Source organism: Jutongia huaianensis (genome assembly GCF_014384985.1).
In the GTDB taxonomy this organism is placed as follows: Bacteria; Bacillota; Clostridia; order Lachnospirales; family Lachnospiraceae; genus Jutongia; species Jutongia huaianensis.
In genome coordinates this window covers 36,189-58,528 of the sequence record NZ_JACRSX010000003.1, presented here as the reverse complement: position 1 = coordinate 58,528, position 22,340 = coordinate 36,189, and the positions used below count along the sequence as shown (strand labels likewise).

Annotated in this window: 19 protein-coding genes and 3 tRNA genes; 1 reads left to right on the top strand and 21 read right to left on the bottom strand. The window is 44.5% G+C overall.

All coding sequences use genetic code 11. The annotated features are described in order from the left end of the window. Window positions 1-206: 206 nt before the first annotated feature. The 6 genes from H8704_RS03705 to H8704_RS03680 all read right to left on the bottom strand — a co-directional run bounded on the left by H8704_RS03705 (window position 207) and on the right by H8704_RS03680 (window position 6,292). Window positions 207-1,244 carry an electron transfer flavoprotein subunit alpha/FixB family protein gene (locus H8704_RS03705; RefSeq protein WP_249297390.1) on the bottom strand — a complete coding sequence of 346 codons (1,038 nt, stop codon included), beginning with the start codon at window positions 1,242-1,244 and terminating at the stop codon, window positions 207-209. 27 nt (window positions 1,245-1,271) lie between these two features. Next, complete coding sequence (locus tag H8704_RS03700) at window positions 1,272-2,066, bottom strand: electron transfer flavoprotein subunit beta/FixA family protein (RefSeq protein WP_022463581.1); 795 nt, start codon at window positions 2,064-2,066, stop codon at window positions 1,272-1,274. Between the two features lie 52 nt (window positions 2,067-2,118). After that, window positions 2,119-3,288, bottom strand: a complete 1,170-nt coding sequence (locus tag H8704_RS03695) for an acyl-CoA dehydrogenase (RefSeq protein ID WP_022306389.1) — start codon at window positions 3,286-3,288, stop codon at window positions 2,119-2,121. A 40-nt stretch (window positions 3,289-3,328) separates the two neighbouring features. After that, complete coding sequence (locus H8704_RS03690; protein ID WP_022463580.1) at window positions 3,329-4,201, bottom strand: 3-hydroxyacyl-CoA dehydrogenase family protein; 873 nt, start codon at window positions 4,199-4,201, stop codon at window positions 3,329-3,331. 84 nt (window positions 4,202-4,285) lie between these two features. Further along, a complete protein-coding gene (locus H8704_RS03685) occupies window positions 4,286-5,074 on the bottom strand; it encodes an enoyl-CoA hydratase-related protein (protein WP_249297389.1) in 789 nt (262 codons plus the stop codon). Between the two features lie 21 nt (window positions 5,075-5,095). Continuing rightward, a complete protein-coding gene (locus H8704_RS03680; RefSeq protein ID WP_022463578.1) occupies window positions 5,096-6,292 on the bottom strand; it encodes an acetyl-CoA C-acetyltransferase in 1,197 nt (398 codons plus the stop codon). Between the two features lie 398 nt (window positions 6,293-6,690). Here H8704_RS03680 and H8704_RS03675 point away from each other — a divergent pair, with 398 nt between their 5' ends. Beyond that, window positions 6,691-8,034, top strand: a complete 1,344-nt coding sequence (locus H8704_RS03675; protein WP_022463577.1) for a butyryl-CoA:acetate CoA-transferase — start codon at window positions 6,691-6,693, stop codon at window positions 8,032-8,034. 101 nt (window positions 8,035-8,135) lie between these two features. On the opposite strand, the gene H8704_RS03670 is transcribed toward H8704_RS03675, so the two are convergent. The 15 genes from H8704_RS03670 to H8704_RS03600 all read right to left on the bottom strand — a co-directional run bounded on the left by H8704_RS03670 (window position 8,136) and on the right by H8704_RS03600 (window position 22,261). Then, window positions 8,136-8,525 carry a thioesterase family protein gene (locus tag H8704_RS03670; protein WP_022463576.1) on the bottom strand — a complete coding sequence of 130 codons (390 nt, stop codon included), beginning with the start codon at window positions 8,523-8,525 and terminating at the stop codon, window positions 8,136-8,138. A 215-nt stretch (window positions 8,526-8,740) separates the two neighbouring features. After that, complete coding sequence (locus H8704_RS03665) at window positions 8,741-9,367, bottom strand: hypothetical protein (RefSeq protein ID WP_249297387.1); 627 nt, start codon at window positions 9,365-9,367, stop codon at window positions 8,741-8,743. 17 nt (window positions 9,368-9,384) lie between these two features. Next, window positions 9,385-9,630, bottom strand: a complete 246-nt coding sequence (locus H8704_RS03660; RefSeq protein ID WP_022463574.1) for a hypothetical protein — start codon at window positions 9,628-9,630, stop codon at window positions 9,385-9,387. A gap of 76 nt (window positions 9,631-9,706) precedes the next feature. Then, window positions 9,707-10,378 (bottom strand): J domain-containing protein, encoded by a 672-nt coding sequence (locus H8704_RS03655; RefSeq protein WP_330605818.1) that lies wholly within the window; start codon window positions 10,376-10,378, stop codon window positions 9,707-9,709. Continuing rightward, a complete protein-coding gene (locus H8704_RS03650; RefSeq protein WP_249297386.1) occupies window positions 10,360-11,229 on the bottom strand; it encodes a DUF5685 family protein in 870 nt (289 codons plus the stop codon). Before H8704_RS03650 ends, H8704_RS03655 begins: the two co-directional genes overlap by 19 nt. An 11-nt stretch (window positions 11,230-11,240) precedes the next feature. Beyond that, on the bottom strand, window positions 11,241-11,648 hold the full coding sequence (locus tag H8704_RS03645) for a hypothetical protein (RefSeq protein ID WP_022463571.1): 408 nt from the start codon (window positions 11,646-11,648) through the stop codon (window positions 11,241-11,243). Between the two features lie 139 nt (window positions 11,649-11,787). After that, window positions 11,788-11,859 (bottom strand) — tRNA-Gly (locus H8704_RS03640). Window positions 11,860-11,913: 54 nt separating this feature from the next. Beyond that, window positions 11,914-11,985: transfer RNA gene (locus tag H8704_RS03635), tRNA-Gly, on the bottom strand. A 135-nt stretch (window positions 11,986-12,120) separates the two neighbouring features. Continuing rightward, window positions 12,121-15,876, bottom strand: coding sequence for a phosphoribosylformylglycinamidine synthase (locus H8704_RS03630; protein ID WP_249297385.1), 3,756 nt, complete (start codon window positions 15,874-15,876; stop codon window positions 12,121-12,123). A gap of 54 nt (window positions 15,877-15,930) precedes the next feature. Beyond that, window positions 15,931-17,181, bottom strand: coding sequence for a peptidylprolyl isomerase (locus H8704_RS03625; RefSeq protein WP_249297384.1), 1,251 nt, complete (start codon window positions 17,179-17,181; stop codon window positions 15,931-15,933). Between the two features lie 214 nt (window positions 17,182-17,395). Beyond that, window positions 17,396-17,479: transfer RNA gene (locus tag H8704_RS03620), tRNA-Leu, on the bottom strand. A gap of 93 nt (window positions 17,480-17,572) precedes the next feature. Beyond that, a complete protein-coding gene (gene holA, locus H8704_RS03615; RefSeq protein ID WP_249297383.1) occupies window positions 17,573-18,547 on the bottom strand; it encodes a DNA polymerase III subunit delta in 975 nt (324 codons plus the stop codon). 40 nt (window positions 18,548-18,587) lie between these two features. After that, entirely contained in the window at window positions 18,588-19,739 is a 1,152-nt protein-coding gene (locus H8704_RS03610; RefSeq protein ID WP_243101799.1) for a pyridoxal-phosphate-dependent aminotransferase family protein, read from the bottom strand. A 135-nt stretch (window positions 19,740-19,874) separates the two neighbouring features. Beyond that, window positions 19,875-20,429 carry an ECF transporter S component gene (locus H8704_RS03605; protein WP_022463566.1) on the bottom strand — a complete coding sequence of 185 codons (555 nt, stop codon included), beginning with the start codon at window positions 20,427-20,429 and terminating at the stop codon, window positions 19,875-19,877. 161 nt (window positions 20,430-20,590) lie between these two features. Next, entirely contained in the window at window positions 20,591-22,261 is a 1,671-nt protein-coding gene (locus H8704_RS03600) for a formate--tetrahydrofolate ligase (RefSeq protein WP_249297382.1), read from the bottom strand. Between the last annotated feature and the right edge of the window lie 79 nt (window positions 22,262-22,340).

Here is a 22,340-nt window from a genome sequence, read left to right as displayed (position 1 = left end):
CAAACCGCCACATACGCACAACACTCCCTATGCTCTACATAAATACTACTATACTATACCGAAATATACCTTAAAGTACAAGTAGAAAGAGTTTAACATTCCCTTAACTTTATCTAAACAACAAAAAAATACCCTGCAGAGAATACACTCCACAGGGTACTCATTTCACATTTCCATATGAAAGAAGGATTTCTTACTGAAACAAATTATTTAACAACCTTCTTCAGCTCTTCTGTAAGCTTTGGAACAATCTTGTTCAGATCGCCAACAATACCGTAATCTGCTACATCAAAGATTGGAGCAGAATCATCCTTGTTGATTGCGATGATAATGTCAGACTCTTCCATACCTGCTGTATGCTGGATTGCACCGGAAATACCGATTGCAAAGTATACATTAGGGCGAACAGTCTTACCTGTCTGACCTACCTGAAGCTCTTTTGGAAGCCATCCGTTATCTACTACGGCACGGGAGCAGCTTACAGTACCACCGATCACGTCAGCCAGATCCTGAAGCATCTTGAAGTTCTCTGCGCTTCCAACACCACGGCCACCGGATACGAGAATCTTTGCATCCATGATATCAACTGTATCAGAAAGCTCCTTAACAATGTCAAGAATCTCAACATACTTGTTGTCCGGAATAAATCCAGGATTGTACTCAATTACCTCAGCCTTAGCACCGGCAATCGGATCAATCTTCTGCATTACACCAGGACGAACTGTTGCCATCTGAGGACGGTTGTCAGGACATGCGATTGTTGCGATAGTGTTACCACCAAATGCAGGACGAGTCATAAGAAGCTGATTGTGCTTCTGCTCCTGTCCAGGGATTGCATTCAGAGGGAAATCACCGATTTCAAGTACAGTACAGTCTGCTGTCAGACCTGTAGCTACTCTTGCTGAAACGCGAGGACCAAGGTCACGACCGATTGCTGTAGCACCAACCAGAACGATCTCCGGCTTGTACTCGTTGATTACTGATGATAATGCATGTGCATATGGCTCTGTTCTGTATTCCTTGAGCTCAGGGTCATCAACAACGATAACCTTGTCTGCACCATACTCTGCCAGCTGATCTACAAGTCCCTTTACACCAGAACCGATCAGAACAGCTGTAACTTCTGTATTCAGAGGAGCTGCGAGCTCCTTTGCTTTTCCAAGCAGCTCAAATGCGATGCTGCTCAGCTCATTGTCTACCTGCTGTGCAAAGACATAGACACCCTTATATTCTTCTAAATTCATTATTGTCACCACTTTTCCTTATTTTGATTAGATTACATGCTTCTCTTTTAATTTGCCCATGATGTATGATACTGCATCGTCCGGAGAATCCGGAGTAACAACCTCGCCAGCACCCTTCTTTACCTTATCAGATGCCTTTGCGATCTTTGTAGGAGACCCCTTCAGACCAAGGTTAGAATCATCTACATCCTTGAGGTCAGCTCTGCCCCAGACTGTAATCTCTTTCTCATATGCATCGAAGATTCCGCCCGGTGTCATATAACGAGGCTCATTCAGCTCAGAAAGGGCAGTGATCAGACATGGCATCTTAGCTTTCAGTACATGATATCTGTCATCGAACTGACGCTCAACGATCACGCTGTCACCCTCAACCTTAATATTCTTTGCATAAGAGATAACAGGAAGATTCAGATGCTCAGAGATCTGTGGTCCAACCTGTGCGGTATCACCATCGATAGCCTGACGGCCTGTGATGATCAAATCATAATCAATATTTCTCAAAGCGCCGGCAATTGTTGTAGAAGTTGCCCATGTATCAGCACCACCGAGTACACGGTCTGTTACCAGAATACCCTTGTCAGCACCCATAGCAAGTGCTTCACGAAGAACTTCCTCAGCCTTTGGAAGACCCATTGTAAGAACGGTTACTTCCACATTGTCTTTGCCCATATCGTCTTTAATTCTGAGTGCTGCTTCCAAACCAGCTTTATCGTCCGGGTTCATGATGGCAAGCATAGCACCTCTGTCCAGAGTACCGTCCGGATTAAACTTAACTCCGCCCTTTGTATCTGGAACCTGCTTAATACAAACTACTATTTTCACAGCTTTGTCACTCCTTGTCTTTTATTTTTATTCAGTGAATCCATTGTTTCTATTAACGGAGAAGAGCACCAGAGATAACCATACGCTGAACCTCTGAAGTTCCCTCGTAGATCTCTGTGATCTTTGCATCACGCATCATACGCTCTACATCGTACTCTCTGATATATCCATAACCACCAAACAACTGAACACACTTGGTAGTAACCTCCATTGCAACCTCAGCAGCATAAAGCTTAGCCATAGCTGCCTCAACAGAGTAAGAAACCTTTGCACCATTTGCAAATTCCTGTTTCTTAAGAGCTGCCTTGTATACAAGAGCTTTAGCAGCCTCAATCTTTGTAGCCATATTTGCAAGCTGGAACTGTGTATTCTGCTGAGCAGAAATAGCACGTCCGAACTGCTTTCTCTCCTTGGTGTACTCGATCGTCTTTTCCAGAGCACCCTCAGCAAGACCAAGAGCCTGGGAAGCGATACCGATACGTCCACCATCCAGAGTATGCATAGCGATTGGGAATCCCTTTCCGCGGACACCTAACAGATTCTCCTTTGGAATACGGCAATCCTCAAAGATCAGCTCGTATGTAGAAGATCCACGGATACCCATCTTCTTCTCCTTTGTACCGAAGGAGAATCCCGGAGTTCCTTTCTCTACGATAAATGCGGAGAAGTTCTTTTTCTTTCTGCCGCGCTTGTCCTCTGTGATATCAGTAACAGCAATAATGATATAAACATCTGCTACCTTACCGTTTGTGATGAAGCACTTAGAACCATTCAGTACCCACTCGTCTCCATCCAGAACAGCCTTTGTCTGTGCACCCTGTGCGTCTGTACCGGCACCCGGCTCAGTAAGACCAAATGCACCAAGCTTCTCACCGTTACAGAGAGGAGGAAGGAATTTCTCTTTCTGCTCTTTTGTTCCGTATGTGAGAATTGGGTCTACACAAAGAGATGTATGTGCAGATACGATAACACCTGTCGTACCACAAACCTTAGACAGCTCCTCTACACACATAATATATGTCAGGATGTCTGCACCCTGTCCACCAAACTCCTTTGGTACCGGGATTCCAAGGAATCCGTTCTTTCCCATCTTATCCACTGTAACCTGTGGGAATACCTCAGTCTCATCAGTTTCCTGTGCCAGAGGCTTTACTTCATTTTCAGCGAAATCCTTAAAAAGCTGTCTCGCCATCTCATGCTGTTTACTTAATGTAAAATCCATGATTTGCTTTACCACCTTTCCTAATTTAATTCTTTTTTAATTACTGAGCATCAACCGGAGTCTTTGTACGGTCAGCATTGTAAACATAGAAACCTTTTCCGCTCTTTGCACCGAGGTTTCCACCACGAACCATCTTACGAAGAAGTGGGCATGCACGATACTTGCTGTCACCTGTCTCATTGTAAAGTACATCCATGATAGCAAGGCAGATATCAAGACCAATAAAATCACCTAACTCAAGAGGTCCCATTGGATGATTTGCACCAAGCTTCATAGCTGCATCGATACCAGCGATATCAGAAACGCCTTCCATCTTGATGAATGCAGCTTCATTGATCATAGGGATCAGGATACGGTTTACTACGAAACCAGCAGCCTCATTTACCTGTACAGGAGTCTTTCCAATCTCCTCAGAAATCTTCTTGATAGCATCAACAGTCTCAGCAGGTGTATTTACACCAGCGATAACCTCGATAAGCTTCATACGGTCAGCAGGATTGAAGAAATGCATACCAACCATTGGACGAGTCAGACCATTTCCAATCTCTGTGATGGAAAGGCTTGATGTATTTGATGCAAAGATACACTCTGGCTTAGCAATCTTGTCAAGCTCTGCGAATGTTGTCTTCTTTACATTGATATCCTCAAATGCTGCCTCTACGATCAGATCACAATCCTTGCAAAGGTCTTCCTTTAAGCCCGGTGTGATTCTTCCAAGGATTGCATCTACTGCATCCTGTGTCAGCTTGCCCTTCTGAACAAGTCTGTCATACCCCTTGGCAATCTTATCCTTACCGCCTTCAGCCCACTCCTGCTTGATATCGCAGAGTGCTACTTCATAACCTTCGTTCTGAGCAAATGCTTTAGCAATGCCCTGTCCCATAGTACCAGCACCAATAACGCCTACTTTCATTGTCTATAACCTCCATTTTTTTATTTGGAGAAGCAACCGGTAAACGCCTGCCTCTCCCTTGTATGATAATCCTGTCGGATTAAACTAGCAGTTCTTGAAAGGTACAACCTTTACCTTCTGCTCCTTCGGAGCCAGGAAGTTGCCCATTCCAGCCTTCTGATCCTCTGTCTCGAAGCAGCCACCAAAAAGCTTCTCCTCGATCACGATAGCCTGATCGATATCTACCTGAAGACCATCGTTGATTGCCTTCTTGCAGTTGCGGACAGCGATCGGAGCGTTCTTTGCGATGGTAGATGCCATCTTCTTTGCCTGCTCCATCAGCTCCTCCTGTGGATATACTGCATTCACAAGACCGATTCTGTATGCCTCGTCAGCCTTGATATTGCGTGCAGTATAAATCAACTGCTTTGCCATGCCTACGCCAACAGTTCTTGCAAGTCTCTGTGTTCCACCAAAACCAGGTGTGATACCAAGACCAACTTCCGGCTGACCGAACATTGCATTCTCAGAGCAGATACGGATATCACAGCTCATAGAGATCTCACAGCCGCCACCAAGAGCGAAACCGTTTACTGCAGCAATAACAGGGATTGGAAGAGTCTCAAGCTTGCGGAATACATCGTTTCCTTTCTTACCGAAAGCCTCTCCCTCTGCCTTTGTCAGTGTGCTCATCTCTCCGATATCAGCACCTGCAACAAAAGACTTGTCTCCTGCACCTGTCAGGATCACGCATCTTACAGTATCCAGATTGATTGCATCCAGTGTCTGATCCAGTTCATCAAGAACCTGGCTGTTCAGAGCATTGAGTGCCTTTGGACGATTGATCGTGATGGTTGCAACAGCACCATCTGCTTCATATAAAATGAAATCCATAGTAGTGTATCTCCTTTTTAATTATTTGTAAGCTTCAACGATTGTAGAGCAGCCCATTCCACCACCAATACAAAGAGTAGCAAGACCTCTGTTTGCTCCCTCTTTCTGCATCTCATGAAGAAGTGTAACAAGGATACGGCATCCGGAAGCTCCAACAGGATGTCCAAGTGCAATAGCACCACCGTTTTTGTTTACCTTAGACATATCGAAGTTCAGGTCTCTTGCAACTGCTACAGACTGTGCTGCAAATGCCTCGTTTGCCTCGATAAGATCAATGTCATCGATTGTAAGACCTGTCTTAGCAAGAACTTTCTTTGTAGAAGCAACAGGACCAACACCCATGATCTCAGGACGAACACCACCAAGTGCTCCTGCTACGAATGTAGCCATTGGCTTAACACCAAGCTCTTTTGCCTTCTCTTCTGTCATAACAACAACTGCTGCTGCACCATCGTTGATACCGGATGCATTACCGGCTGTAACAACACCGCCCTCTTTACCGGAGCAGCATTTCAGCTTAGAAAGGCCTTCTGCTGTTGTGCCAGGACGTGGACCCTCATCCTTAGAGAAGATGATCGGCTCTTTTGTCTTGCGGTCAACACCTGTCTGTACAGGTACGATCTCATCATCAAACTTGCCTGCTGCAATAGCTGCCTCGCACTTCTGCTGGCTGTTTGCTGCAAACTCATCAAGTTCTTCACGGGTAAGACCCCACTCATCAGCAACATTCTCTGCTGTGATCATCATATGATACTGATTGAATGCATCCCAGAGAGCATCGTTTACCATGGTATCAACGAGCTTACCATTGTTCATACGGTATCCGTAACGCCCCTGCATCATAGCGTAAGGAGCCATAGACATGTTCTCCATACCACCTGCAACAACGATGTCAGCATCACCGGCTTCGATCATCTGAGCAGCCATATTAACACAGTTCAGACCAGAACCACATACTACGTTAACTGTAACAGCAGGTGTCTCAACAGGAAGTCCTGCCTTGATAGATGCCTGACGTGCTACGTTCTGACCAAGACCTGCCTGGATAACACAACCCATATATACATGATCAACCTGATCAGCCGGAACACCAGCTCTGTTCAGAGCCTCCTTGATTACTACAGATCCTAATACAGGAGCCGGAGTCTTACTAAGACCTCCACCCATCTTTCCGATAGCGGTACGACAAGCGCCTGCCAAAACAATTTTCTTTGCCATAATAAAAAATCCTCCTTCTTTTTTTATGACCACTTCTCTGCTGAGCAGATTGTGAAAAATGACGAAAAATGTATGTACTATTTTTATCGTTATTTATCACATTAGTGACCTAACTACCCTCAATGATATATCAAACTTCCAAAAATGGCAAGCCTTTTTCCGACATTCCCGTGCAAACCGCACAAACAGGCAACGTCCCCCCCTTTCCTGTCTCCTGCAAGTATTTTACATTTGACGCACGATATATAAAAGTGTTATCCTATATTTATATGTGTAGAATGTACAAAGCAAATGAAAAGTTTTCTCAGAAACAAGCTATTTTGTACAACTGCTTTTATGCAGTACATCTAAATAATCATATGTGATGAACTTAATTTCATCACGGAATGGAGGAAATCATGGATTACAAAGAAATGTACTCTAAGAAACTTGTAAGTGCTGATGATGCCGTACGCGAGATCAAATCCGGCGACTGGGTTGATTACGGCTGGGCAGCCACCACAGTTGTCGACCTGGATAAAGCACTTGCAAAACGCCTGCCGGAGCTTACAGATGTAAATATCCGCGGCGGAATTTTAATGAAGGAGCCTGAGATCTTCAAAATTGATGATCCTGCAGCTCACTTTGCCTGGAATTCCTGGCATATGGGCGGCATCGAGCGTAAAGCAATTGCAAAGGGCTTTAGCTTCTATTCTCCGATCCGTTACTCTGAGCTTCCGAGATATTACCGCGATTCCCAGACTCCGCCGGATGTAGCGATGCTTCAGGTAGCACCGATGGACGAGCACGGATATTTCAATCTCGGGCCAAGTCCTTCCCACGCAATGGCTTGTATCCGTTCCGCCAAAAAGGTAATTGTTGAGGTCAATCAGAATATGCCGATCTGCCTTGGTGGATTTGACAACTGTGTCAGCATCAATGATGTAGACCTGATCGTAGAAGGATCTAACACTGATCTTTACGAGCTTGGCGGTGGCGGTGCTGCAACAGATATCGACCATGCCGTGGCGAAATATATTGTTGATGAGATTCCGGACGGTGCCTGCCTGCAGCTTGGTATCGGCGGTATGCCAAATGCCGTTGGTTCACTGATCGCGGAGTCCGACCTGAAGGATCTGGGCGTACATACGGAGATGTATGTAGATGCCTTTGTAGATATTGCCAAAGCCGGCAAGATCACCGGTATGAGAAAGAACATTGATAAAGGACGTCAGGTATACGGATTTGCAGCAGGAACCAAAAAGCTTTATGATTATCTGAATAATAATCCGGCTTGTATGGCAGCTCCTGTAGAATACACCAACGATATCCGTTCCATCTCTGCACTGGACAATTTCATGTCCATCAACAATGCTGTTGATATCGATCTCTTCGGACAGGTAAATGCAGAGTCAGCCGGTATCAAACACATCAGTGGGGCAGGCGGACAGCTCGACTTTGTACTTGGTGCTTACCTCTCTAACGGTGGTAAGAGCTTTATCTGTATGTCTTCTACCTTCAAAACAAAAGACGGCACCGTGACATCACGTATCAAGCCAACCCTTGACAATGGATCTATTATTACCGACACCCGAGCAAATATTCATTATTTTGTTACAGAGTACGGTATCGTAAATCTCAAGGGCTTATCTACCTGGCAGAAAGCCGAAGCTCTGATCTCTGTGGCACATCCTGATTTCCGTGATCAGCTGATCGCTGAAGCAGACAAGCTTCATATCTGGAGAAACAGTAACAAACGATAAAAATCTTTTATTCATTAAAGAAATAGAGGATTACATTTTAAATGTAAAATGGCGGCATCCATTATATTGGATACCGCCATTTTATATTTTTGATCTGCTGTTTACTGCTCCAGCTTACGGTTTGTCTTCTCCTGGAACTTCTCACTTTCAATAATAAATCTCTCATGAGTTCCCTTACCGATCAGCCCCTTGGAATCATACGCCTCCACCTTAAATACAAGCTTGCGACCCTCAATGGCTGTTAATTCACTATCACATGTGATCTTCATGCCAATTGGTGAAGATGCTACATGTTCAATCTCTACACGAGTTCCCACTGTACCACAGCCTTCATTCAGATGCTCTGCTACACTCATAAACGCAGTTTTTTCCATCAAAGCAAGCATTGCCGGTGTTGCAAATACATCCATCACACCACTTCCCATGGTTTTTGCTGTAAACTGATCTGTTACTGTCATCTCCTGATGCCCCTTTAATCCTACCTCTAACATTTTTATGTCCTTTCTACGCAACCGGATATATTCTATCATATATCCGCGCACGATTTCTGCGCATGACGGAGTTTCGAAGAAACTCCTAATATGAACCCTTTAGGGTTCATTATATCATATATCCGCGCACGATTTCTGCGCATGACGGAGTTTCGAAGAAACTCCTGATATGAGCCCTTTAGGGCTCATTATATCCTGCGATTTCTTGTTTATTATTATACCTCTACCGCCTCCGGGAAAAGCTCCTGAAAATACGGAAGCTCACAAACCCAGTTACAGAAGGTGTGCCATTCCTGCAGTTTATGACCATGACGTGCCCGATACATAGCAATCGCATTTTCGTAGGACATGGTGCATGTCCTCATCTGATGATAGCTTTCCGGCAAAAGCTGGATCATACTGTACCAGAGAGCCTTATCCTTTGTCTCCATATATTTCAAACGGATCTGCTCCAGACAATCGATCATCTGATCCATCTGTGTCTCCGCCTCCGGCACCATATGATCCATACTGAAATCTGCTCTTTCAAAAGGCTTGCTGTGGATCTTATGCATAGTGCTTGTGGAATTAGCTACCGTACCAACCTTATAAGTGTCATACTCCTTCCACCAGTAAATTGGTGCGGTAATATCCACCGTAATAAAAATCTGGCGGATAAATTTGCGGTGGTCATTCCCTGCCTGACATAATCTTTTGGCCAGCTGCAGATCATTTTCCCCAAAAATGAATTCTCCCTTATCATTGACATAGCTGTCACCTCTCGCCCAGCTGTTTAATGGGTTTCTGGCACCACGCATAGCGTTTTCCATGTTCATCACAGATGTTCTCTCAAATGTAATCATCTCTCTGCATTCCTCCTTTATTCTTCTACCGGATCCTCGTCAAACTCTACGATCACATAATAGCCCCGCTCCGTTTTCTCTACATCCTTCACCACACCATCCAGAGTTTTCAGACGCTGTGGCAGCTTATAACAACCGGACATAGCCACTGCCGGGTTAATAATATAACTATAGTTTAACGCTGTTTTCTTTTCTGTAACATTAACTGCATCTCCGGCCTTGACCAGACCCGGACGTTCCATTTTAAAACGCATTTCCCTCATATGAATCCTACATTCCTTTCTCAGCCTGCAAATCAGGGTCTACTGACACAAAATTTGTCATTTGTATAACACTTTATCAGCAGTAATATCCTCTGCCAAAACAAAGATTACAGAACATATCGCCGATACAAAGATACATACAAAGATCCGAGCTGCATCCGGAAGCCGGCTGGTAATTTCGCTGCATCCCCTGATACCATGTGCCTCCCGACTCCAGAATCCTTACCAGCTGCTGATACTGCTGGTTATAAGGCTCCTGCATCACCGCCTGTCTCGCATACTCCAGTGCCATCAGATTGTTTCCCAGTCCCATATTGGCTACGGCACTGAGATAATACCACTGCCCGGTTCTTTCCTGCATCTGATTCAGTACATTGATCGCATCATTATAGTAATGATTCTGAATATATGTTGCAGCAGATTTTAAATGCATCACATACTCTTCACTCTGTCCCTCCGTCCGGAAGCCTCCGTTAAATCCCTGAAACCCTCCGTAACCGGAACCACCGGCACCATAATAGCTACCACTCCCGGAGCCACCATGTTCTCTCTCATTAATGATCTGCTGATATGCCTGCTGCAGCTCTTTAAACTTCTCCTCCGCTTCGTCCTTATGAGGATTATTGATATTGGCATCCGGATGATATTTCCGGCTCAGCGTTCGATATGCTTTTTTTATCTCGCTGTCAGAGGCATTCCGAGGAACACCTAAGACCTGATACGGATCGATCATCCTTCCTCTCTCCATTCTTTTTTATCCGTTCTGCTTTTCTTTTGATCAAATTTTGTCCAGACTCCCGAATATAATATATTGCGTAAGATCTCCACATTGTCTACCACCGGAAGTCTCTCAAAATGATAACAGGCTCTTGATATCATTTCCGTAAGAATCTGTCTGACACGTTCTTTCCGGTTATCCTTTTCCATCTCGATATCCTGAATCTGCCTGTCCGCCGCCAGAAACGGATTATAGCTTTTCGTACGGAAATCCTCCTGAAGATCATCCCAGGCATCCAGAAGATATATATATTTTCCAAGATAAAATCCCATATGATACAGATCCTGATACCAGATATCCTTCTCCGGCGCAAATAATGCTCCGCATATTCTGCCAAAAAGCCCGGAAACAAGATCCAGATCTGCCTCATTCCGAAGTTCTGCCTGCTTCAATTCCTCCAGACATTGTCGTATCATCTCCGACTGATCCGGATACTGTCCGGAAACTCTCCTGCCTGCCTGATGAAGCACAACTCCGTATGTGCCCCGTATAAGATTCCGGTCATCCTGCCAGTCATCCATACACTTATAATATGTCAATAAAATATTCATTGATGCGGCATAGGACACATACATCGTATCATATTTATATCTTTTACGAATAGGATGTGCAACACAGCCCCCATATGTGACCTTTTTATCGACATCATACAGGGAAGACAATATCATCGCCAGAAATGTCATATCATAGTTTAACGATAATCTGCCGGAAAATCCATACTCCTTTTGCAGCCTCCGGCAGAGACCGCAATACCACCCCTGATATTCCTCCAGCTCCCTGACCTTTAACTCTCCCTTATTCGGAAGGACATATCCAAACATGAAATCATCCTCTAGCTCTTTTTGATAAATTCCGTCTTACACATCGGACAGGTGATCGCAATCTTTCCTTTCCCCTTCGGGACACGGATACTCTGTCCACAGTTCGGACAGCGGAAGATCTTGTATGTCTTTCTCTGCTGCATATTATTCCGCTCTCTGCTAAAAAAATACTTCACGCTGTTGTGACATTTTAAATACCATTCGTTTTCCCGGTATCTCTGATAATGATTTCTGGAAAATGTCCTGTAGTAGGAAAAGATCAGAATAATCATAACCAAAACACTGATAATCAGCCGAAGCACATCATGATGTATAAACAACTGAATAAACATTAAAAGAAACGCTAATATTACCAAAAAATGAGAAAAGTGGTCTACTCCATAACGTCCCTGCATAAACCGGCGAAACCAATCCCGCATACGGCACCTCCATATAATAAATCACTATAATTTTTTCTTAATTTAATCATACTAGCAAACAGAGAAAATGCAATGAATTAAAATAAAAATATTTCTAAAACTTCTATAAACACCGCATCTTGTTTTTGGGTACAAAAAAAGCACGAGACGGGATTCGAACCCGCGACCCTCGCCTTGGCAAGGCGATACTCCACCACTGAGCCACTCGTGCATTTTCTCAATCGAATGATTGAAATATTATGTAATTGTCTGCTGTAATACAGCAAGCACGAGACGGGATTCGAACCCGCGACCCTCGCCTTGGCAAGGCGATACTCCACCACTGAGCCACTCGTGCATTTCGCTTTCCGACAACCTCTTGTCTCAAGCACAAGTAGTATTCTATCGGAAAGCGTGTGATTTGTCAACCACTTTTTTTAATTTTTTTATTTTTCTTTTCTTTCACGAAATCTTACCCGGTTTCACCAGTATTTTACTTAAAATAGGATACACCGGATTCAAAGATATGCTGATTCTGATCGCCATAAATATTGACAGCTACACCGTCACCAATACGCTCGGAATGAGCCATCTTACCGAGAACTCTTCCATCCGGACTGGTAATACCCTCAATAGCCGCATACGAGCCATTTGGATTGAATTCCTCGTCCATAGTCGGATTGCCCTGCAGATCCACGTAACGCGTTGCCACCTGACCATTTGCAAAGAGTTCCTTGATCACACTCTCCTCTGCCACAAAACGACCTTCACCATGAGAAGCAGGAATTGCATAAACGCCACCAAGCTCTGCACGCATCAGCCATGGGGACTTATTGGTTACTACCTTTGTGTAAACAGACTTGGAAATATGACGTCCAATGCTGTTGGTTGTCAGAGTCGGTGCTCCCGCTGTCTGTGGCTTGATCTCACCATATGGCACAAGTCCCAGCTTGATCAGTGCCTGGAATCCGTTACAGATACCAAGTGCCAGACCATCTCTTTGCTGCAACAGATCATGAACGGCATCCATGATCTTTGGATTTCTGAAAATGGACGCAATAAACTTCGCTGAACCATCAGGCTCATCACCGGCACTGAATCCGCCAGAGAACATCAGGATCTGACTTTCTCTGATAGCTTTTTCAAAAGCATTGACAGACTCTACAATCTGTCCCTCTGTCATATTCTTAAATACTAATGTCTCTACCTCTGCTCCTGCCTGCTCAAATGCCTTTGTAGTGTCATACTCGCAGTTTGTACCAGGGAATACAGGGATAAATACCTTTGGTCGTGCCAGCTTTCTCTGTGCAGTATAGACCTGCTTTGCATCAAACAGGGTATCCTCCAGCGGCTTCTGCTCCACACCGGATCTGGTTGGGAATACCTCCTCCAGGCGTCCTGTCCATGCTTCATACGCTTCCTTCATAGAGATAGACGTAGTACCTGCCACGAAATTCGGCTGCTCTGTTACAGTACCGATCTCTTTGCCAGCGAGCTTACATGCTGCATAGTCCTCCGGATCCATCTCAACGATAATAGAGCCATAGTCCTTTGCAAACAGCTCATCAATCGAAAGCCGGTCATTTAATGTAACACCAAGCTCGTTACCAAATGCCATCTTGCTGACAGCCTCGCAGATACCGCCAAAGCCAACGGCATATGCAGAAACAATCTTCTTCTCATGGATCAGCTTTGTAATGTCTGCATAGAGACTCATTAACTGAGAATATACCGGAAGATCAAACTCATCCTTCTCAATATCAAACTTCACAAGAACATTGCCTGCCTTTTTCAGCTCCGGACTGACAACATCCTGCAAAGTCGCTACGTCAACTGCAAAGGAGCATAATGTTGGCGGTACATCAATATCATTAAAGGAACCGGACATACTGTCCTTTCCACCAATAGATGGAAGTCCCAGCTTCATCTGCGCATCATAAGCACCTAAGAGAGCTGCCATCGGCTCACCCCAGCGCTTCGGATCTGTTCCGAGACGTCTGAAATACTCCTGGAATGTAAAACGAATCTTACTGTAATCGCCACCGGAAGCGACAATCTTGGCCACAGATGAGATCACGGCATAAACAGCTCCATGATATGGACTCCAGCTTGTCAGATATGGATCCATGCCATAGCTCATCATCGTAACGGTATCACATTTACCCTCCAGCACCGGAAGCTTTGCGATCATTGTCTGGATCGGTGTATGCTGTGTCTTTCCACCATAAGGCATCGTTACGGTAGACGCACCGATGGAGCTGTCAAACATCTCCACAAGTCCCTTCTGGGAGCAGACATTCAGATCACGCAGAGTATCTAACCATGCGCGCTTCAGATCTCTTGTATCTTTCTTTTCCCGGAAGTAGTTTTTGTCCTGATCCGGTATCGTCACCTCAACATCAGTCTCCTGATGAGCACCATTGGTATCAAGGAATGCCCTGGAGATATCTACGATCGTCTTGCCTCTCCATTTCAATACAAGACGCGGGCTTTCCGTTACCTCAGCCACAACCACAGCTTCCAGATTTTCTTCTGCTGCAAAATCAAGCATTTTATCGACATCAGACTTGGCAACAACAACAGCCATACGCTCCTGAGACTCAGAAATCGCAAGCTCTGTGCCGTCCAGTCCGGCATACTTCTTTGGCACCTTGTCCAGATTAACCTCCAGACCATCTGCCAGCTCGCCGATGGCAACGGACACACCGCCGGCACCGAAATCGTTACACTTCTTTATAATGGAGCTTACCTCCTGACGACGGAACAGACGCTGGATCTTTCGCTCTGTCGGAGCATTACCCTTCTGAACCTCTGCACCACAGACATCAATTGACTTTGTGGTATGTGCCTTAGAAGATCCTGTAGCACCGCCGATACCGTCACGTCCGGTACGTCCACCCAGAAGAATGATAATATCTCCCGGATCACTGTTTTCACGAATAACATTGCGTCTCGGAGCAGCTCCCATAACAGCACCGATCTCCATGCGCTTTGCCACATAATTCGGGTGATAAACCTCATTGACCAGTCCGGTCGCAAGTCCGATCTGGTTGCCATAAGAGCTGTATCCATGAGCAGCACCCGTAGTAATCTTACGCTGTGGCAGCTTACCCGGAAGGGTGTCCTTCATGGAAACAGTAGGATCTGCCGCGCCGGTTACACGCATTGCCTGATATACATAACCTCTGCCTGACAGCGGATCACGGATCGCACCGCCAAGACATGTCGCAGCACCACCAAACGGCTCGATCTCCGTCGGATGATTATGTGTCTCATTCTTAAAGAATACAAGCCACTCCTCTTCCTTCCCATCAATCTCTACAGGAACAACGATGGAGCATGCATTGATCTCATCAGACTCCTCCATATCATCCAGCTTACCCGCCTTCTTTAACTGACGCATTGCCAGAAGCGCAATATCCATCAAAGAAACAAACTTGTCGTCTCTGCCTGCAAACATTTCTTTATGAGCTGTATAATACTCCTGATATGTCTTCTCAATCGGTTTCTTATAATAACCATCATCAAAGGTAACATTCTTTAACTCGGTGAGGAATGTGGTATGACGGCAGTGATCAGACCAATATGTATCCAGTACACGGATCTCTGTCACGGAAGGATCACGCTTCTCCTCTCCCGCAAAATACTTCTGGATATGCAGGAAATCCTTAAAAGTCATCGCCAGATTCAGAGAATCATAGAGCTCCTTTAATTCTGCCTCCGGCATACTCTGAAAACCATCAAATATAGCTACGTCTGCCGGCTCATCAAACTTCTGAACCAGTGTATCCGGTTTCTTTTCGTCGGTTTCTCTGGAATCCACCGGATTGATACAATATTCCTTGATCCTTGTGCGGTCTTCCTCGCTGATCTCTCCCTCAAAAACATACGTTGTCGCAGAACGGATCACCGGATCCTCTTTTTCATTTAAGAGCTTTACACACTGCTCTGCCGAGTCCGCTCTCTGATCAAACTGTCCCGGAAGATATTCTACGGAAAAGCAGAATGCATCCGGATCCATCTCAAAGATCTCCTCATAATAATCATCTACAGGCGGCTCTGAAAAAACCGTCATCAGTGCCTGCTGATATGTGGCATCGCTAAGATTCTCCACATCATAACGAATCAAAACCCTTACGTTACGCAAAGCGGTAATGCCAAGATACTGTCTTACTTCCTCCTTGAGTTCTTTTGCCCGAACTGCATAAGGAGCTTTTTTCTCCACATAAATTCTTTTTACCTGTCCCATTTTTTCCTCCTGTTTGTAATCAACAACGTACATATGCCATGTGAAATCAATTTATTATTTGCCGGAAGTTGCGTCAGAAGAATCGCCATTCATCTTCTCCAGATCTGCGGCGGTAACAATATCCGTCGTTACAGAGCCGATCGTCACATCATCCCATACGTCAGAGTTTGTTGATACTTTATAATTTTCAAGAATGCCCTGATACCATGTATCATAAGCATCATTCTTTGCAGAAGTAATGGCAGAATCACATGCTTTCTTATAGCTGTCATTGGAATTATTATCTACCATCTTAACAAAAAGAACATATCCACTCTTCTCATCCTTGATAATATCAGAAATCTCATCCTTCTTCATAGATTTGATCTGCTTCAGAAGTTTTTTATCCGTTACCATGCTCCAGCCGTCCTTCTCTGTGAAGCTTGTATCAGAAAACTTAATATCTGACTTGCTGTCATCCTTCAGAAGCTTAGAGAAATCCTTGGCATCTGCAGCCTTTTTGTACAGCTCCTGCAGTTCCTTTTCCAGTTTGGACTTCTCGCTGTCAGAAAGCTTCTTGGTATTTCCGTCAGAATCTGTGGATGTGTTAGAGAATGCATAACACTGAACCTTGTACTCTCTGTAATCCTTCTTGGAAATATCCTTAATTGCAGCCTTCTCATCGACTGTCTTATCCAGTTCCTTCGTCTGTTCCTTTTTATAATTATCCGCCAGTTTACGAAGTTCAAAACGCTTTGTCAGCTTACTCTTAGAAATATTCAGACGAAGCTTCTGTGTAAAGGAAAGTCCCTTTAATGCCTTGGCAACCTCATCCTGAACTTCCTTTTTATCATCGGCACCCAGCTTCTTTCCTGCTTTCTTTGCCTCCTGATAAAGAATCTCATACTCTGTCTCGGTATCAATAACTTCCTGCTTCAGACCAATTGCATTTGTTACGGTAGAAGTAATATTCCGGTCACTACCCATGTAGTTATTTTCCCAGATAGACTTGCCCGTGTACATCTGATACATCTCATCGTAAGGAAGATATGCACTCTCACGCTCATAGATCGGATACATCATATCATCCATCGTCAACTTGGTATTATTGACCTTTAATACAACCTTTGGCTGAAACTGCTGGATACCTACACCGATGCAAAGAACCAGCACAATAATGACACAGATTGCACCGATCACAATCTTTTTCGTATCACTAAATCCGCCATCGGATAACCTCTTATTTCCTTTTGCTGCAGAAACCTGGGAAGATTCCTTTACACTCTCGCCATTCTGCTTGTTCATGATTTTTTTTGATGAATTCATGTTTACTCCTCCACTCAGTAATTATCACGTTCAAAAAATAAAACGCTATCTTCTATTCTACCGAAAATATAAGAGAAGTCAAGAAATTATTCCGAATTCACACAAAACTCATAAATAATCAATGACAGAAAATCAAAAAAGTCTCCCGCTTAATTCTTATGACAAAAAAAAGAAACCTGATAAGGTTTCTTAAATAATGTGATAAAATATATAATGCGGAAGAAGGGACTTGAACCCTCACTCGGAAATCCGAACTAGAACCTGAATCTAGCCTGTCTGCCAATTCCAGCACTTCCGCATATCTGCTTGCGAGCATCTCTCGCAAGCACGATTAGTATATTATCATCTTTATGTTTGATTGTCAACTATTATTTTTAATTTTTTATGTTTTTTAAATTTCCGCAAAAGAAATGAGCAAAAGCTCCACTCCAAGCTGGTCTCCAATATTTCCTCTCTTAAACTGGTATTCCGTTTCAATACAGGAATCCAGCATGGTTTTGATTTTTGATCCGGAAAATCTACGACACTGTGACTGGTACTTTCCCACGGCAAACGGAGGAATTCCTGCTTTTTTGGCCATTTCTGCCCGGTCATATTTTCCTGTCATGCCCTTAACCTGCAATAAAACATTAAAATGACGGGTCAGAAGATAAAGGATCGACATAGGATTTTCCCGCAGAGTCAAAAGATCATGATACAGTCGCAGAGTCTCTCCCTGATTGCCGGACGCCACTGCATCCATCATCTGAAAGATCCTTCCTGTAACCTGGATACTGCACACCGCATCAATATCCTCTTTGGTAATGATCTCTCTGCCCTCTGTGTAGGCGATCAGTTTATCCAGCTCATTTTTTATGTTGGTCATGGAATTATCGACCTGCTCCAACAGGTAGGATGCGGTACTCTCCTGTATTTTTCTGCCGCTTTGTTTCAGAAGCAGTGCCACCCACGCTTTCAGTTCCCGCTCCGTCATTGTCGTCATCTCAACAGCAAGACCGTTTTTATTGACATATTTGTACAGCTTATTTCGTTTGTCAATTTCTTTCTCAACAAATACCATCACCGTGGTATCCGGCATGGCCGGCAGATAGTCTGCCAGTTCCGAAGCATTCTTAAACCAACGGCTGTTTTCTATAATGATGATACGATGATCGCTGAAAAAAGGAAGGGTATTGGCTGCTTCCCGCAGCGTCGGAAAATCAATATCTTTCCCCTCAAAATAGGAATAGTTCATCTCATCTCCATCGCCCAATACTGCCTTTTTCAGTCTGTCACGATACATTCTTTTCAGATAATCTTCCTCTCCATACAAAAGATATACCGGATGAAATGTCTGGTTGTTCAGATCTTCCTTCAACTGTTTCATATATACGACCTAATCCCTTCCATGGTCAGCACCGTTCATCTCACTTCATATATGCCTGAAACCTCTCCGCCGGGTCTGCCTGCACTTCAAAACCCAGCTCCCTCAATGTCTGCGCCAAGGCCTTCAATGTCTCTATCATATCCGTCTCATTGGCATTATTTCCCATATGACCAATACGGATCACCTTGCCTGCAAGCACATCAAAGCAGCCTGCGATCATAATATGGTGCTTCTCTACCATTGTGTCCAAAATATCCTGTGCTTTCATTCCCTCCGGCACATAAAATACCGTAACAGAAGATGCAAAGCCACTTTCAAGATACAACGTAAGTCCTGCTTCTGTCAATGCTTTTCTGGTTGCTGCCGCAATCTTTGCGTGGCGTTTCAGATGCTCCGGATCTGCCGCCACATTTTCCAGTGCCTGTCTAATTCCCATAATATCGCTGACCGGCATCGTATAAGGGAACCACTGATCCTTATAATAATTCTCAAAGGTGAGAAGATTCGCATAAAAGGACCGGATCGGCGTCTTTCTATCGTGCATTGCCGCAAACGCATCCTGACTGACTGCCACCATAGTAAGTCCCGGAGGTGCTGACAATGCCTTCTGGGAACCGCCGCAGACAATATCAATCTGTGCTGCGTCTACGTCCAGCTCATCTGCAAACATACCTGTCACCGAATCCACGACTGTCAGAATGCCGTATTCTTTCAAAACCGGACACAGTTTCTCTACCGGATTTAATAAGCCGCTTGGAGTATCACTGTGTACAAGCGTTGCATATTTAAAATCATGATCCTTCTCCAGATAATCACGAAGCTTCTCCGGCGACAACGGATTGTGGTAGTCAAGAGACCAAGTTACCGGATTTCCCTGATACATAGACACAAAATCAGCAAAGCCTTTTCCAAAGATTCCATTGTCGATCACAAGAACACGGTCCCCCGGCTCCGTCAGAGAAGCACAGGCAGCCTCCAGTCCAAGGATTCCCTCCCCTCCCAGAACGAAACATTCATTCTCTGTGTGAATCAGATGTCCAAACAGACGGCAGGTGTCCCGGTAGAAATCATAAAATGCCGGATCCAGATCCGGATTTGTGGTCCGTAAGCTTCTGGCATGATACACGCTGTCTGCCACCTGCGTCGGTCCCGGAGTCATAATTTTGATGGAAGTATTCTCTAATGTTTTCATATCAATCCCTGTTCCTTTCTCTCTGTTTTTATCTTATTCTTTCAGGAAGAGGCAGCCACAGAAAAATCTGCGCCTGCCTTTTTCGTATTTCATCTCATATTAATAATGATCAAAATAATCTCATCATATATATCTTTAATTATGGAGTACCTTCTGCAATACCAGGATCACAGGAACTGCGATCAAGCCTGCAACAAAGATCTGTACCAGATTGCCCGGAATAGAAGTTACAGGTGCCACAAAGTTTCCATAAAGAATGATCTCTGCGATATAATAACCGACAACCTTAATAATTGCTGCCACAAAAACGGCAAGGATCAAACGCCCCTTTCCTGCTTTCTTTCCCGCTACTGCGGCAAATGCAAAACCGATCAGGCCACAGATCACAAAGGTAAATGGTGCCCATGAAACCCAGCCGGAAGTCAGATCAAACAATCCCATACCGAAAGCACCTGCCAGTGCGCCGGTTCTTTTTCCATAAATAGCTGCAGCTACAAAAAGAGGGATATTTCCCAGATGGATCAAACCACCATTGGCTGCCAGAAAAGGAATGCGTACATTAATAAATGCCGTTGCCACATAGGTCAATGCGATAAATAATGCTGCCATTGTAATCTCAATGGTCTTGCTGTGTGAAGTTTCTGTCTCTGCAACATTCATCCCTGCTGCTGTCGTTGTCTCTTTTGCCATAATAAAACCCTTCTTTCATTTGTATTTCTCATTAAAGATCTTATATATGATAAAAAAAAACTGACAGTATGAAAACTGCCAGTTTTTATATTTTTTATGGTGCCAGATTTATTTTATTCGAATCGACCATTCAAAAATTGCATGTAATCTCCGGATAACTCTTAGAATAATCCTGTGATCACACCGTCCTCGTTGACGTCAATGCCCTCTGCCGCCGGATGCTTTGGAAGTCCCGGCATAGTCATAACAGTACCGGTGATCGCTACTACAAAGCCAGCGCCAGCAGACACATATACCTCACGGATATTAATTGGGAAATCCTTCGGGCAGCCGAGCAGCTTTGGATCATCGGACAAAGAGTACTGATTCTTTGCCATACAGATTGGAAGCTTCCCATAACCAAGCTTCTCCAAACGTGTAATTGCCTGAGATGCCGCCGGAGAATAGCTGACGCTTCCTGCTCCGTAAATCTCTTTGGCAATCGTCTCGATCTTCTCCTTGATCGGCTGCTCTGCCTGATACAATGGTGCATAATGACTTTCCTTGTTCTCCAGAGTATTTAACACCTTCTCGGCCAGAGCGATACCGCCTTCACCGCCGTGCTCCCATACCTCAGACAGTGCAAAATCACAGCCCCGCTCCTCACAGAATTCCTTGACAAATGACAGTTCTGCATCTGTATCGGATACAAAACGATTTAATGTTACAACACATGGAACACCAAATTTTGAAACATTTTCAATATGCTTCTTCAGATTGGCAATGCCCTTCTTTAACGCGTCCAGATTCTCTGCCCCCAGATCCTCCTTGGCAACACCACCATTATATTTTAAAGCACGGACAGTTGCTACCAGAACAACGGCATCCGGCTTCAATCCTGCCATCCGGCACTTGATATCCATAAATTTCTCTGCTCCCAGATCAGCGCCAAAACCAGCCTCGGTAATACAGTAGTCTGCAATTTTCAGACCTGTTTTGGTAGCACGTACACTGTTGCAGCCATGAGCGATATTGGCAAACGGACCACCATGTACCAAAGCCGGTGTATTCTCCACCGTTTGGATAATATTGGGCTTGATCGCATCCTTTAACAGAGCTGCCATAGAACCAACGGCATGAATATCCTTTGCATATACCGGCTCTCCATCATAATTGTAAGCAACAATAATACGTCCCAATCTCTCCTTCAAATCCTTCATATTATCTGCCAGACAGAGGATTGCCATAATTTCAGAAGCTACTGATATAATGAAATGATCCTCGCGGACCACACCATCTACCGGTCTGCCCAGACCAACAACAATGTTACGGAGCACACGATCATTCATGTCCATACATCTCTTCCATACGATCTGGTTTGTATCAATGTTTAACGCATTTCCCTGCTTAATATGATTATCCAGCATTGCAGCCAAAAGATTATTAGCTGATGTGATGGCATGGAAATCTCCGGTAAAATGAAGGTTTAAATCTTCCATTGGTACCACCTGTGCATAGCCGCCGCCGGCTGCACCACCCTTAATACCAAAGCAAGGTCCCAGGGATGGCTCACGAAGGGCGATTACAGCCTTCTTGCCAAGCTTTGCAAATGCCTGGCCAAGACCAACCGTCGTCGTTGTCTTTCCCTCTCCTGCCGGAGTCGGATTAATCGCAGTTACCAGAATCAGCTTACCGTCCGGCTTATCCTTTACGCGGTCCCACAGCTCATCCGAAAGCTTTGCCTTATACTTTCCGTAAAACTCCAGCTCATCAGCCGGAATATCAAGCTGTGCTGCCACATCCTGAATCGGTTTCATCACTGCTTCCTGTGCAATTTCAATATCAGTCTTCATATTAGTCCTCCATTCGTATATTCATATAACATATATATCACAAATTCGCAACACTCCGGCAAAAGGTTCGAAAAAGCTC